General features: G+C 59.0%; 9 protein-coding genes. 1 reads left to right on the forward strand and 8 read right to left on the reverse strand.

Annotated features, from left to right (window positions below):
* From ACIQJ2_RS37830 to rpsL, 4 genes are all read right to left on the reverse strand, one after another.
* A partial coding sequence (locus ACIQJ2_RS37830) for a GTP-binding protein (protein ID WP_018010120.1) occupies positions 1-93 on the reverse strand: 93 nt, incomplete at its 3' end.
* Between the two features lie 67 nt (positions 94-160).
* A complete protein-coding gene (gene fusA, locus ACIQJ2_RS37835; protein WP_400746761.1) occupies positions 161-2260 on the reverse strand; it encodes an elongation factor G in 2100 nt (699 codons plus the stop codon).
* Between the two features lie 30 nt (positions 2261-2290).
* Entirely contained in the window at positions 2291-2761 is a 471-nt protein-coding gene (gene rpsG, locus ACIQJ2_RS37840) for a 30S ribosomal protein S7 (protein WP_037153812.1), read from the reverse strand.
* A gap of 78 nt (positions 2762-2839) precedes the next feature.
* Positions 2840-3211 carry a 30S ribosomal protein S12 gene (gene rpsL, locus ACIQJ2_RS37845; protein ID WP_003507760.1) on the reverse strand — a complete coding sequence of 124 codons (372 nt, stop codon included), beginning with the start codon at positions 3209-3211 and terminating at the stop codon, positions 2840-2842.
* A gap of 509 nt (positions 3212-3720) precedes the next feature.
* Here rpsL and ACIQJ2_RS37850 point away from each other — a divergent pair.
* Positions 3721-4014 (forward strand): hypothetical protein, encoded by a 294-nt coding sequence (locus ACIQJ2_RS37850; protein WP_004123433.1) that lies wholly within the window; start codon positions 3721-3723, stop codon positions 4012-4014.
* A gap of 124 nt (positions 4015-4138) precedes the next feature.
* On the opposite strand, the gene rpoC is transcribed toward ACIQJ2_RS37850, so the two are convergent.
* The 4 genes from rpoC to rplJ all read right to left on the reverse strand — a co-directional run.
* Positions 4139-8350, reverse strand: coding sequence for a DNA-directed RNA polymerase subunit beta' (gene rpoC, locus ACIQJ2_RS37855; RefSeq protein WP_199150692.1), 4212 nt, complete (start codon positions 8348-8350; stop codon positions 4139-4141).
* Positions 8351-8540: 190 nt separating this feature from the next.
* Positions 8541-12683: a DNA-directed RNA polymerase subunit beta gene (gene rpoB, locus ACIQJ2_RS37860; protein ID WP_199150693.1), complete on the reverse strand. Its 4143-nt coding sequence runs from the start codon at positions 12681-12683 to the stop codon at positions 8541-8543.
* Between the two features lie 262 nt (positions 12684-12945).
* On the reverse strand, positions 12946-13326 hold the full coding sequence (rplL, locus tag ACIQJ2_RS37865) for a 50S ribosomal protein L7/L12 (RefSeq protein WP_199095303.1): 381 nt from the start codon (positions 13324-13326) through the stop codon (positions 12946-12948).
* A gap of 58 nt (positions 13327-13384) precedes the next feature.
* Positions 13385-13771 (reverse strand): 50S ribosomal protein L10 (gene rplJ / locus ACIQJ2_RS37870; protein WP_400746764.1); only part of this gene is annotated, 387 nt, incomplete at its 5' end.

Here is a 13771-nt window from a genome sequence, read left to right on the forward strand (position 1 = left end):
CGCTGCTGTCAGCGACGTCTTGCCGTGGTCAACGTGCCCAATCGTACCAATGTTGACGTGAGGCTTATTGCGCTCAAACTTACTCTTTGCCATTTTCGGCTCTCCATTTTTCCTGTCCCCGAAGGGATCAATTCTTGTTATCGGTCAATTGGTATTCCGGTCACTTCTGACCGGAATACTTTGCCTGGATTTCCTGTGCGACGTTCGACGGAACCGGCGCGTAATGATCGAAGGTCATCGTGTACTGTGCACGACCCTGAGACATCGAACGCAGGTTGTCGACGTACTTGAACATGTTTGCCAGCGGGACGTTCGCGTTGATGACAACAGCGATACCGCGGCTTTCCTGGCCCTGGATCTGGCCACGACGCGAGTTCAAGTCGCCGATGACGTCGCCGACGTAGTCTTCCGGCGTTACGACTTCGACCTTCATCATCGGCTCAAGGAGCTGAGCACCGGCTTCGCGGGCTGCTTCACGGAAACAAGCGCGGGAAGCGATTTCGAAGGCCAGAACCGACGAGTCAACATCGTGGAAGGCACCGTCGATGAGCGTCGCCTTGACGCCGAGCATCGGGAAGCCAGCCAGCGGGCCCGAAGACAGAACGCTTTCGATACCCTTCTGAACGCCCGGAATGTATTCCTTCGGAACAGAACCGCCGACAATCTTGGACTCGAACTTGAAGTCGTCGCCTTCGGGGTTCGGTTCGAACACGATCTTGACGCGAGCGAACTGACCGGTACCGCCGGACTGCTTCTTGTGGGTGTAGTCCTTTTCCGTCTGACGCGTGATGGTTTCGCGGTAAGCAACCTGCGGCGCGCCGACGCTTGCTTCAACCTTGAATTCACGACGCATACGGTCGACGATGATGTCGAGGTGAAGTTCACCCATGCCTGCGATGATGGTCTGGCCCGATTCCTGGTCCGTCTTGACGCGGAAGGAAGGGTCTTCTGCGGCCAGGCGGTTGAGCGCGAGGCCCATCTTTTCCTGGTCGCCCTTGGTCTTCGGCTCGATCGCGATCTGAATGACCGGCTCGGGGAATTCCATGCGCTCGAGGATAACCGGCTTCAGCGGATCGCAGAGCGTATCGCCAGTGGTGGTTTCCTTGAGGCCGGCCAAAGCAACGATGTCGCCAGCGAAGGCTTCTTCGATGTCTTCACGGGAATTCGAGTGCATCTGCAGCATACGGCCGACGCGCTCGCGCTTGTCCTTGACCGTGTTGATGACCGATGCGCCCTTTTCGAGCTTGCCGGAATAGATGCGGGCGAAGGTGAGCGAACCGACGAAGGGGTCGTTCATGATCTTGAATGCCAGCATGGACAACGGCTCGCTGTCGTCAGCGTGACGTTCGATCTCGGCGTCGGTCTTGAAATCGATGCCCTTGATCGCCGGAATGTCGAGCGGCGACGGCAGGTAGTCGACAACGGCGTCGAGCAGCGGCTGAACACCCTTGTTCTTGAAGGCGGTGCCGCAGAACATCGGGTGGAACTTGACGTCGATCGTGCCACGACGGACAAGCGCACGGATCTGATCGTTGTCAGGCAGGTTGCCTTCGAGGTAGGCTTCGGTCGCGGCTTCGTCGATCTCGACAACGGTCTCGATCAGCTTTTCGCGGTATTCGGCAGCCTTTGCCTTCATGTCTTCCGGAATTTCGACGACGTCCCACTGAGCGCCGAGCGATTCGTCGCGCCAGATGAGAGCGTTCATCTCGATCAGGTCGATAACGCCCTTGAAGTCGCTTTCAGCGCCGATCGGCAGCTGCATGACGACGGCGGTGGCGCCGAGGCGGGTCTTGATCATCTCAACCGAGCGATAGAAGTCGGCGCCGGTCTTGTCCATCTTGTTGCAGAAGATCATGCGCGGAACATGATACTTCTCAGCCTGACGCCAGACGGTTTCCGTCTGCGGCTCAACGCCGGCGTTGGCGTCGAGCAGAGCGATAGCACCGTCGAGAACGCGCAGCGAACGTTCGACTTCGATGGTGAAGTCAACGTGGCCGGGGGTGTCGATGATGTTGAAGCGGCGGGTCTTGCCGTCGCGGCCCTTCCAGAAGGTGGTCGTAGCAGCGGAGGTGATCGTGATGCCACGCTCCTGCTCCTGCTCCATCCAGTCCATCGTGGCTGCGCCGTCGTGCACTTCGCCGATCTTGTGCGACTTGCCGGTGTAGTAAAGAATACGCTCGGTGGTCGTGGTCTTGCCGGCGTCGATGTGCGCCATGATACCGAAATTGCGGTAGTCTTCGATTTTATATTCGCGAGCCATAATGGACTGCCTTTCCGAAACCGTTCGGGATTACCAGCGATAATGCGAGAACGCACGGTTGGCATCAGCCATCTTGTGCGTGTCTTCGCGCTTCTTAACGGCAGCGCCGCGGTTGTTGGAGGCATCGAGAAGTTCGCCGCTGAGGCGATCGACCATCGTCGTTTCGTTACGCTTACGAGCAGCAGTGATCAGCCAACGAATGGCGAGAGCCTGACGGCGCTCCGGACGAACATCAACCGGAACCTGGTACGTAGCACCACCAACGCGGCGCGAACGAACTTCAACGTGCGGAGCGATGTTATCCAAAGCCTGGTGGAACACGCCGAGCGGCTCCTGCTTTGCCTTGCCCTGCACGGCGTCGAATGCGCCGTATACGATGCTTTCAGCAACGGACTTCTTGCCGTCGAGCATGATAGCATTCATGAACTTGGTGACGACCAGATCGCCGAACTTCGGGTCCGGGTTGATCTCGCGCTTTTCTGCCTTATGACGTCTGGACATGTACTTCTCGTCTCTCAACTGTTAGCGGCGCTTCACCACGCGGAGAACCTCGCGCAGCGCCGGATTATCTAAACCGAATTACTTCGGACGCTTCGCACCGTACTTCGAACGGCGCTGCTTACGGTTCTTGACACCCTGGGTATCGAGAACGCCGCGGATGATGTGATAACGGACGCCCGGAAGGTCCTTTACGCGGCCGCCACGGATCATGACGACAGAGTGTTCCTGAAGGTTGTGACCTTCGCCGGGAATGTAACCAATGACTTCGAAGCCGTTGGTCAGGCGGATCTTTGCGACCTTACGCAGAGCCGAGTTCGGCTTCTTCGGCGTGGTCGTGTAGACGCGCGTGCAAACGCCGCGCTTCTGCGGGTTTTCCTGGAGAGCAGGAACCTTGTTACGCTTTACCTGCGCCTGGCGAGGCTTGCGGATCAGCTGGTTTACGGTAGGCATTCAACCATCCCTTGTAAATCTATCTCGACACCCTTGCGGGCATGACTATCGCCGTCACCGGCAACGACACACGATCGTCTCAATGCGCAAAACGTGGCCCGATCCGCTTTCGCAGATGGACCACAGAAAAGCAGAGGACACCGAGAGTGGCGTCTTGCGTGCAGCATTCGTGTCTTCAACGTGCGTTTTAGAACCTTGTTTAAGGTGAACTTCAGGGCGCGTCGCCCCGAACAGCCATGCCTCACATGGGTCCCGATGGCGGCGGTACTACTGGTTTAACGCCGGTTCGTCAAGGCCGGTTAAGAAATTATCTTCGTCACAAAGGCCCAGAAGCCCGGGAAAACCAGCCATTTGGCGCATTCGATACGGAAATGCCGCCCCTTCGGCAAGATGGACTTTGGTATTTCAACAAAATCCCTATAAGGAATCACCGAAAGGCAATTCCATCCGATGACCCGGGCGAAGCCAAGGAATCGCCGGGTCGATTCGACACTCCCGAAGGAAGACTCATGATTACAGCGCCAGACAACGACAACAATTCCGATGGCCCCATGGTCTTCATCATCATCGGCAAGGGCTATGAGACCGATGGCGGCGAAGGCATCGATCTTCATGTCATGTTGAAGGCGCCGGATGACGACACGGCCGTGCGCGAGGCGCTCAACGCGCTCGCCGAGGAAGGCTTCATCGAGGCCGATCTCGACCAGATCGGCCTGCTGACGGATATCCCGGACGAAGAGCCCCATGCCTCCGCCTACCAGGGCGCGCTCGAAGGCGAAGTCGCGATCATCCGCTTCCGCTGAGCGCAGACGGCATCGCGGCAAGGCGACCACCAGACCGCCCTCACCTTTCACGTTTGAGCTTTAGACAAAAAGAAACCGCCCGGATCGCTCCGGGCGGTTTTTGATTTTCTATGTCCTAAACCGCTTATTCAGCGACCGGAACAGTCTCGTTGGCCATGTCCTGCAGCATCGGCGTTGCGACGGCTGCACCCGTGCCCTTGCGACGCTCCTCGAGGATGAGCTCGTCGCGAGCCGTGGCGATACGGCGGATCTGCGTCATGGTACCACCGGTACCGGCCGGGATGAGACGGCCCACGATGACGTTTTCCTTCAGGCCCTGCAGACCGTCGGTCTTGCCGGCGATCGCAGCTTCCGTGAGCACCTTGGTCGTTTCCTGGAAGGAAGCGGCCGAGATGAACGACGGCGTCTGCAGCGAGGCCTTGGTGATGCCGAGCAGCACCGGATCGCCGTAAGCTGGCTTCTTGCCTTCTTCGATCAGCGCGTCGTTGGCATCGTCCAGCTCGATACGGTCGACATTGTCGCCGACGATGTACTGGCTGTCGCCCGCATCGGTGATCTCAACCTTCTGCAGCATCTGACGGACAATCACTTCGATGTGCTTGTCGTTGATGACAACGCCCTGCAAGCGGTAGACTTCCTGGATTTCGTTGACCAGGTAGGAAGCCAGAGCCTCCACGCCCTTGATCGCCAGGATGTCGTGCGGAGCCGGGTTACCGTCGAGGATGTAATCACCCTTCTCGATATAGTCGCCTTCCTGAAGGTGGAAGGGCTTGCCCTTCGGGATCAGGTATTCGACCGGCTCGACACCGTCTTCCGCCGGCTCGATGATGACGCGGCGCTTGTTCTTGTAGTCGCGGCCGAGGCGGATCGTGCCATCGATCTCTGCGATGATGGCGTGGTCCTTCGGACGCCGAGCTTCGAACAGTTCGGCAACGCGCGGCAGACCACCGGTGATGTCCTTGGTCTTGGCGCTTTCCAGCGGCGAACGAGCGAGAACGTCACCCTGCGACACCTTCGTGCCCGGCTCGACCGACAGGATCGCGTCGACCGAGAGCAGGAAGCGGGCTTCGCCACCACGCGACAGCTTCGCGACATTGCCGCTGGCGTCCTTGATGACGATCGCCGGCTTCAGGTCGGAACCGCGCGGCGTCGAGCGCCAGTCGATAACCTGACGCTTGGTGATGCCGGTGGACTCGTCGGTCGCTTCGAGAACCGAAAGACCATCGACGACGTCTTCGAAGTGAACCGTACCGGCCACTTCCGTCATCATCGGACGGGTGTAAGGATCCCACTCCGCCAGACGCTGACCGCGCTTCACCTTGTCGCCTTCGTCGACATACAGCTTGGAGCCGTAAGCAACGCGCTGCGAGGAACGTTCGACGCCACGTTCGTCCAGGATCTGGACCGTCATGTTGCGGCCCATGGCAACCAGGTTGCCGTCGGAGTTGCGCAGCATGTTGCGGTTCTTGATCTGAACCGTACCCTCGTAGGAGGCTTCCAGGAACGACTGGTCGACCACGGTCGCCGTGCCGCCCAAGTGGAAGGTACGCATGGTCAGCTGCGTGCCCGGCTCACCGATCGACTGTGCGGCGATGACGCCGACAGCTTCACCGAGGTTGACAGGCGTACCGCGAGCCAGGTCGCGGCCGTAGCAGACGCCGCAGACGCCGGTCTGGATTTCGCAGGTCAGTGCCGAACGGATGCGGATCGACTGGATACCAGCCTTTTCGATCTCGATGACATCAGGCTCGAGGATCATCTTGCCGGCATCGACGATGCGCTCACCCGTGACCGGATGGTCGATATCATCAAGCGCCGTACGGCCGAGGATGCGGGCGCCGAGCGAAGCAACGACCTGACCGGCATCGACGATGGCGGTCATGGTGAGGCCCTTGTCGGTACCGCAATCGACGTGCGTGACGATGCAGTCCTGAGCGACGTCGACAAGACGGCGGGTCAGGTAACCGGAGTTTGCGGTCTTCAAGGCGGTGTCTGCCAGACCCTTACGGGCACCGTGCGTCGAGTTGAAGTACTCGTTAACGGTCAGGCCTTCCTTGAAGTTCGAGATGATCGGCGTCTCGATGATTTCGCCCGACGGCTTGGCCATGAGGCCGCGCATGCCGCCCAGCTGACGCATCTGGTTCGGAGAACCACGAGCACCAGAGTGGCTCATCATGTAGATCGAGTTCATCGGCTTCTGGCGACCGGTCTTTTCGTCGAATTCGACGGCCTTAATGCGGGCCATCATTTCTTCGGCGACCTTTTCCGTAGCCTTGCCCCAGGCGTCGACAACCTTGTTGTACTTCTCGCCCTGAGTGATCAGACCGTCGTTGTACTGCTGTTCGTATTCCTTCACCAGGGCTTCGGTATCACCAACGATCTTAACCTTGGTGTCCGGAATGACCATGTCGTCCTTGCCGAACGAAATGCCGGCGCGGCATGCATGGGCAAAGCCGAGCTGCATGATACGGTCGCAGAAAATGACCGTGTCCTTCTGGCCGCAATGACGGTAGACCGTGTCGATCATCTTGGAGATGTTCTTCTTGGTCATTTCCTGGTTGCAGATGTCGAAGGTCACCTTGCCGTGCTTCGGCAGCAGTTCGCCGATGAGCAGACGGCCAGGCGTGGTTTCGTAGATCTTCGAATAGGGCTTGCCTTCTTCGTCGACCGACTTGAAGCGGCCGCGGATCTTCGAATGCAGCGTGACGACCTTGTTTTCGAGCGCGTGATGCAGCTCGCCGAGATCGGAGAAGGCCATGCCTTCGCCCGGCTCGTTCTGGTTCAGGATCGACAGATAGTACAGGCCGAGAACCATGTCCTGCGAGGGAACGATGATCGGCGCGCCGTTTGCCGGGTGCAGAATGTTGTTGGTCGACATCATCAGCACGCGGGCTTCAAGCTGGGCTTCCAGCGAGAGCGGCACGTGAACAGCCATCTGGTCGCCGTCGAAGTCGGCGTTGAAGGCCGTGCAGACAAGCGGGTGCAGCTGGATTGCCTTGCCTTCGACCAGCATGGGTTCGAAGGCCTGGATGCCCAGGCGGTGCAGCGTCGGTGCGCGGTTCAACAGAACCGGATGCTCGCGGATGACCTCGTCGAGGATATCCCAGACTTCCGGCTTTTCCTTTTCGACCAGCTTCTTGGCCTGCTTGACGGTGGAGGAATAACCCTTCGCGTCGAGGCGGGCGTAGATGAACGGCTTGAACAGTTCGAGCGCCATCTTCTTCGGCAGGCCGCACTGGTGCAGCTTCAGTTCCGGACCGGTCACGATGACCGAACGGCCGGAATAGTCGACGCGCTTGCCGAGCAGGTTCTGACGGAAGCGGCCCTGCTTGCCCTTGAGCATGTCGGACAGCGACTTCAGCGGACGCTTGTTAGCGCCGGTGATGACGCGGCCACGGCGGCCGTTATCGAACAGCGCATCGACAGATTCCTGCAGCATGCGCTTTTCGTTGCGGATGATGATGCCCGGAGCGCGCAGTTCGATGAGGCGCTTCAGACGGTTGTTACGGTTGATAACGCGGCGGTACAGATCGTTCAGATCCGACGTCGCGAAACGGCCGCCATCGAGCGGAACCAGCGGGCGCAGGTCCGGCGGGATGACCGGGACGACCTTCATGATCATCCATTCCGGACGATTGCCTGACTCCATGAAGTTCTCGACGATCTTCAGGCGCTTCATCAGCTTCTTCTGCTTGAGATCCGACGTGGTATCGGCAAGCTCGGAGCGCAGGTCGCCGGCGATCTTTTCGAGATTCATGCTGGCCAGCATCTCGTAGATCGCTTCAGCGCCGATCATGGCGGTGAACTGGTCTTCGCCATACTCGTCGACGGCGAGCATGTACTCTTCTTCAGAGAGAAGCTGATGCTCCTTCAGAGCAGTCAGACCCGGCTCGGTGACGATGTAGTTCTCGAAGTAGAGAACACGCTCTACATCCTTCAGCGTCATGTCGAGCAGGGTCGAAATGCGAGAAGGCAGCGACTTCAGGAACCAAATGTGGGCGACGGGAGCAGCGAGCTCGATATGGCCCATGCGCTCACGGCGAACGCGCGACAGCGTAACTTCGACGCCGCACTTTTCGCAGATGATGCCCTTGTACTTCATGCGCTTGTACTTGCCGCACAGGCACTCGTAGTCCTTGATCGGTCCGAAGATCCGTGCGCAGAAAAGACCATCGCGTTCAGGCTTGAACGTGCGATAGTTGATCGTTTCCGGCTTCTTGATCTCGCCATAAGACCAGGAAAGAATCTTCTCCGGCGATGCGATCGATATCCGGATGGAATCGAAATTCTGTGCAGGCACCTGCGGATTGAAAAGATTCATGACCTCTTGGTTCATGCCTATCTCCTTTTGGGGCGAAACGCCCTCGAACTGCAATCAGCGCCGGCAAATTCCCGGGAACCGGACTGACGCACTAAAACGACAATAACCGCAAAATGCGGCGAAACCGTCCCTGCCTGGCTCGACCCGAAACCGGGTGCCGGCTGGAACGGTGCGCGCTGCCGTGCAGCGCGCACCTTATCGATTGTTACTCGGCCGCATCCGGAAGCTGGCTTGCGGCTTGCAGATCGTCGACCTTGGAATTTTCCAGTTCGACGCTGAGGCCCAGCGAGCGCATTTCCTTGACGAGAACGTTGAAGCTTTCCGGAATGCCCGCTTCGAAGGTGTCGTCGCCACGAACGATGGCTTCGTAAACCTTGGTGCGGCCGGCCACGTCGTCCGACTTGACCGTGAGCATTTCCTGCAGCGTGTAAGCTGCACCGTAAGCTTCAAGCGCCCAGACTTCCATTTCACCGAAGCGCTGGCCGCCGAACTGCGCCTTACCGCCCAGCGGCTGCTGGGTGACGAGCGAGTACGGACCGATCGAGCGGGCGTGGATCTTGTCGTCGACAAGGTGGTTCAGCTTCAGCATGTAGATGTAGCCAACCGTGACCTGGCGGTCGAACTGCTCGCCGGTACGACCGTCATACAGCGTCGACTGACCCGTCTCCTTGAGACCTGCCATTGCCAGCATCTCGTTGACATCGGCTTCGCCGGCGCCATCGAAGACCGGGGTCGCGATGGACACGCCACGCTTCCACTGGTCGGCCAGACGCAGGACCGATGCATCGTCATACTCGTGCACGTCGTCGCTCTTCGGGCCGTCGCCGACGACCAGATCGATCGTCTTGCGCAGAGGCTCGATGTTGCCGCTCGCCTTGTAGGCTTCGATCAGTTCACCGATCTGACGACCCATGCCGGCGCAAGCCCAGCCCAGGTGCGTTTCGAGAATCTGACCGACGTTCATGCGCGAGGGAACGCCAAGCGGGTTCAGCACGATGTCGACATGCGTACCGTCTTCGAGGAACGGCATGTCTTCAACCGGAACAATGCGCGAGACCACGCCCTTGTTCCCGTGACGGCCTGCCATCTTGTCGCCCGGCTGGATCTTGCGCTTAACAGCGACGAAGACCTTGACCATCTTCATGACGCCCGGAGGCATTTCGTCGCCGCGTTGGACCTTCTCGACCTTGTCCATGAAGCGCTGTTCGAGGCGCGACTTGGATTCGTCGTACTGGCCGCGCAGGGCTTCCAGTTCGCTCTGGACCTTCTCGTCCTCGACGGCGAACATCCACCACTGCGAACGCGGATATTCCGAAACGACGGCGTTCGACAGTTCCGTGCCCTTCTTGAAGCCCTTCGGACCAGCAAGAGCAACCTGACCGCGCAGCATCTCGACCAGACGGCCGTAGACGTTACGATCGAGGATCGCCTGCTCGTCGTCGCGGTCCTTCGCGAGACGCTCGATCTCTTCGCGCTCGATCGCCATGGCGCGTTCGTCCTTCTCAACGCCGTGGCGGTTGAAGACGCGAACTTCGACGACCGTACCGTAGGTGCCGGGCGGCATGCGCATGGAGGTGTCACGAACGTCGGACGCCTTTTCACCGAAGATGGCGCGCAGAAGCTTTTCTTCCGGCGTCATCGGGCTTTCGCCCTTCGGCGTGATCTTGCCGACGAGGATATCGCCCGGCTGAACTTCAGCGCCGATGTACACGATGCCGGCTTCGTCCAGGTTCTTCAGCGCTTCTTCCGAAACGTTCGGAATGTCGCGGGTGATTTCTTCCGGACCGAGCTTGGTGTCACGCGCCATCACTTCGAATTCTTCGATGTGGATGGAGGTGAACACGTCGTCGGCAACGATACGCTCGGAGAGCAGGATCGAGTCTTCGTAGTTGTAGCCGTTCCACGGCATGAACGCGACGAGCACGTTACGGCCGAGAGCCAGATCGCCGAGATCGGTCGACGGACCGTCTGCCAGGATGTCGCCCTTGTTAACCACGTCACCAACGGTAACCAGCGGACGCTGGTTGACGCAGGTGTTCTGGTTCGAACGCTGGAACTTCATCAGGCGGTAGATATCAACGCCGGACTTCGACGGATCGAGGTCTTCGGTGGCGCGGATAACGATACGCGTCGCGTCGACCTGGTCGACCACGCCGCCGCGGCGGGCACCGATAGCAGCACCGGAGTCACGCGCGACAACCGGCTCCATGCCGGTGCCGACGAACGGAGCTTCGGCACGCAGAAGCGGCACGGCCTGACGCTGCATGTTCGAGCCCATGAGAGCGCGGTTGGCGTCGTCGTTTTCCAGGAACGGGATCAGAGCGGCAGCGACCGAAACCAGCTGCTTCGGCGAGACGTCCATCAGGTTGATGTTGTCGCGCGGAGCAAGCATAACTTCGCCGGCATGACGGCAGACGACGAATTCCTCGATGAAGGAGCCGTCGGTGTCGAGTTCGGCGTTGGCCTGAGCAACGTAGTACTTCGCCTCTTCCATGGCGGAGAGGTAGAGTACGTCGTTGGTCACCTTACCGTCGATGATGCGGCGATAAGGGCTTTCGATGAAGCCGTACTTGTTGACGCGGGCAAATGTCGCCAGCGAGTTGATAAGGCCGATGTTCGGACCTTCCGGCGTTTCGATCGGGCAAATACGACCGTAGTGCGTCGGATGAACGTCGCGGACTTCGAAGCCGGCGCGCTCGCGGGTCAGACCGCCCGGGCCGAGAGCCGAAAGACGACGCTTGTGGGTGATTTCCGAAAGCGGGTTCACCTGGTCCATGAACTGCGACAGCTGCGAGGAGCCGAAGAATTCGCGAACAGCGGCTGCAGCCGGCTTTGCGTTGATGAGATCCTGCGGCATGACCGTGTCGATTTCGATCGAGGACATACGTTCCTTGATCGCACGCTCCATACGCAGCAGACCCAGACGATACTGGTTCTCCATCAATTCGCCGACAGAACGAACGCGGCGGTTGCCGAGGTTGTCGATGTCGTCGATTTCGCCCTTGCCGTCGCGCAATTCCACAAGCATCTTGACCACGGCCAGGATGTCGTCCTTGCGCAGGATGCGGACGGTGTCTTCGACGTCGAGGTCGAGACGCATGTTCATCTTCACACGGCCAACGGCGGAGAGATCGTAACGCTCCGCATCGAAGAACAGCGAGTTGAACATGGCTTCAGCCGATTCCATGGTCGGCGGTTCACCCGGACGCATGACACGGTAGATGTCGAACAGAGCGTCCTGACGGTTCTCGTTCTTGTCGGCAGACAGCGTGTTGCGGATATAGGCGCCGACGTTGATATGGTCGATGCCGAGAACCGGGATCTCGTCGAAGCCGGCCTTCAGGATAACAGGCAGAGTCTTCTCGTCGATTTCGTCGCCGGCTTCGAGATAGATCTCACCGGTCTGGACGTTGACGATGTCTTCCGCCAGGAAGAGGCCGTAGAGCTCTTCGTCGGTCGCCTTAAGAGCCTTGAGACCCTTGTCCTGCAGCTGACGCAGCAGGCGCGGAGTGAGCTTCTTGCCGCCTTCGACCACGACTTCGCCGGTGTCGGCGTCGATCATGTCGGTTACGGTCTTGGCACCCTTCAGCGTTTCGGCCTTGAACGGAATGCGCCAGCCATCGCCGGAGCGCTCATAGAGCGACTTCGTGTAGAAGGTCGACAGGATTTCTTCGCCATCCATGCCGAGCGCCATCAGCAGCGACGTTACCGGGATCTTACGGCGACGGTCGATACGGGCATAGACGATGTCCTTGGCGTCGAATTCGATATCGAGCCATGAGCCGCGATACGGGATGACGCGGGCAGCGAAGAGCAGCTTGCCGGAAGAATGGCTCTTGCCCTTGTCGTGATCGAAGAAGACGCCCGGCGAACGGTGCATCTGCGACACGATTACGCGCTCGGTGCCGTTCACGATGAACGTACCGTTGTTCGTCATGAGCGGCATGTCGCCCATGTAAACGCTCTGTTCCTTGATGTCCTTGATGGACTTCGCGCCGGTATCCTCGTCGATATCGAACACGATCAGACGGAGGGTCACCTTCAGCGGCGCTGCATAGGTCAGGTCGCGCTGGCGGCATTCGTCGACGTCGAACTTCGGCGGTTCGAATTCATAGGATACGAACTCCAGCATGGAAGCGCCGGAGAAGTCGGTGATCGGGAAAACCGACTTGAAAACGGCCTGAAGACCTTCGTCCGGGCGGCCGCCCTTGGGTTCTTCGACCATGAGAAACTGGTCGTAGGACGCCTTTTGAACCTCGATGAGGTTCGGCATCTCTGCGACTTCGGGAATCTTACCAAAAAACTTGCGTACGCGCCTGCGACCGTTGAACGAAAGGGTCTGAGCCATCGTCGCTCCTTTAAAATCCTGCACCCGGGCCTGCAACGGATGGGAAACGCTGGCCAGGCGGCCCCATCAATCAATGAGTAGTTCAATCTCGTCTATCTAACCGAAAACCGCTCGGCACGGATTGCGTCGCGGTTCGGTTTGAGACCATCCTCTTGAAGAACCCATTACCCAAAAGCCGGTTTTGCGCGGCTTTTGGGTAATTCGTTCAGAAAAACGGCGAATGGGAGATGGCAAGAAGCCACCTCCCAAAGCAGTCTTAAGCTTACTTAACGTCGACCTTAGCGCCGGCGTCTTCGAGCTTCTTCTTGATGTCAGCAGCTTCAGCCTTGGAAACAGCTTCCTTGACAGCCTTCGGAGCGGCTTCAACGAGGTCCTTAGCTTCCTTCAGGCCGAGGCCGGTGATGCCACGGACTTCCTTGATGACGTTGATCTTGTTCGCGCCGGCATCAGCGAGGATGACGTCGAACTCGGTCTTTTCTTCTTCAACGGCAGCAGCAGCGCCAGCACCACCGGCAACGGCAGCAACAGCTACCGGAGCAGCGGCGGAAACGCCCCACTTTTCTTCGAGAAGCTTGGACAGTTCTGCGGCTTCGAGAACGGTCAGCGCGGAGAGGTCGTCTACGATCTTTGCGAGATCAGCCATTTTAGTAGTTCCTTTTGTTCGGTTCGAACTGGTTGATTATGAACAGCGAAAAACCGCCTTACGCGGCTTCGTCCTTCTTGGCGTAGGCCGAGAACACGCGAGCAAGCTGACTTGCCGGCGCTGCAACAACACCTGCGATGCGGGTAGCCGGAGTCTGGATCATGCCCAGCAGCTTCGCGCGCAGCTCGTCCAGCGAAGGCAGGGTCGCGAGCGACTTGACACCTTCGGCGTTGAGCGTTGTTGTTCCCATGGAGCCGCCCAGAACAACGATCTTATCGTTGCCCTTGGCAAATTCCACGACGACCTTCGGAGCGGTAATCGGATCAGTGCTGTATGCGATCAGCGTATGACCGGTGAAGAGATTGGAAATCCCTACCGCGTCCGTGCCCAGAAGAGCAATTTTTGCCAGTCGGTTCTTCGCGACTTTGACGGTGCCGCCAGCAGC

Source organism: Rhizobium sp. NPDC092011 (genome assembly GCF_044756305.1).
Lineage (GTDB): Bacteria > Pseudomonadota > Alphaproteobacteria > Rhizobiales > Rhizobiaceae > Rhizobium.

Coding starts and splice junctions, on each gene's coding strand:
- fusA (WP_400746761.1), bottom strand. CDS start 2,260: ATGGCTCGCGAATATAAAATCGAAGACTACCGCAATTTCGGTATCATG.
- rplL (WP_199095303.1), bottom strand. CDS start 13,326: ATGGCTGATCTCGCAAAGATCGTAGACGACCTCTCCGCGCTGACCGTT.
- rpoB (WP_199150693.1), bottom strand. CDS start 12,683: ATGGCTCAGACCCTTTCGTTCAACGGTCGCAGGCGCGTACGCAAGTTT.
- rpsL (WP_003507760.1), bottom strand. CDS start 3,211: ATGCCTACCGTAAACCAGCTGATCCGCAAGCCTCGCCAGGCGCAGGTA.
- rpoC (WP_199150692.1), bottom strand. CDS start 8,350: ATGAACCAAGAGGTCATGAATCTTTTCAATCCGCAGGTGCCTGCACAG.
- ACIQJ2_RS37850 (WP_004123433.1), top strand. CDS start 3,721: ATGATTACAGCGCCAGACAACGACAACAATTCCGATGGCCCCATGGTC.
- rpsG (WP_037153812.1), bottom strand. CDS start 2,761: ATGTCCAGACGTCATAAGGCAGAAAAGCGCGAGATCAACCCGGACCCG.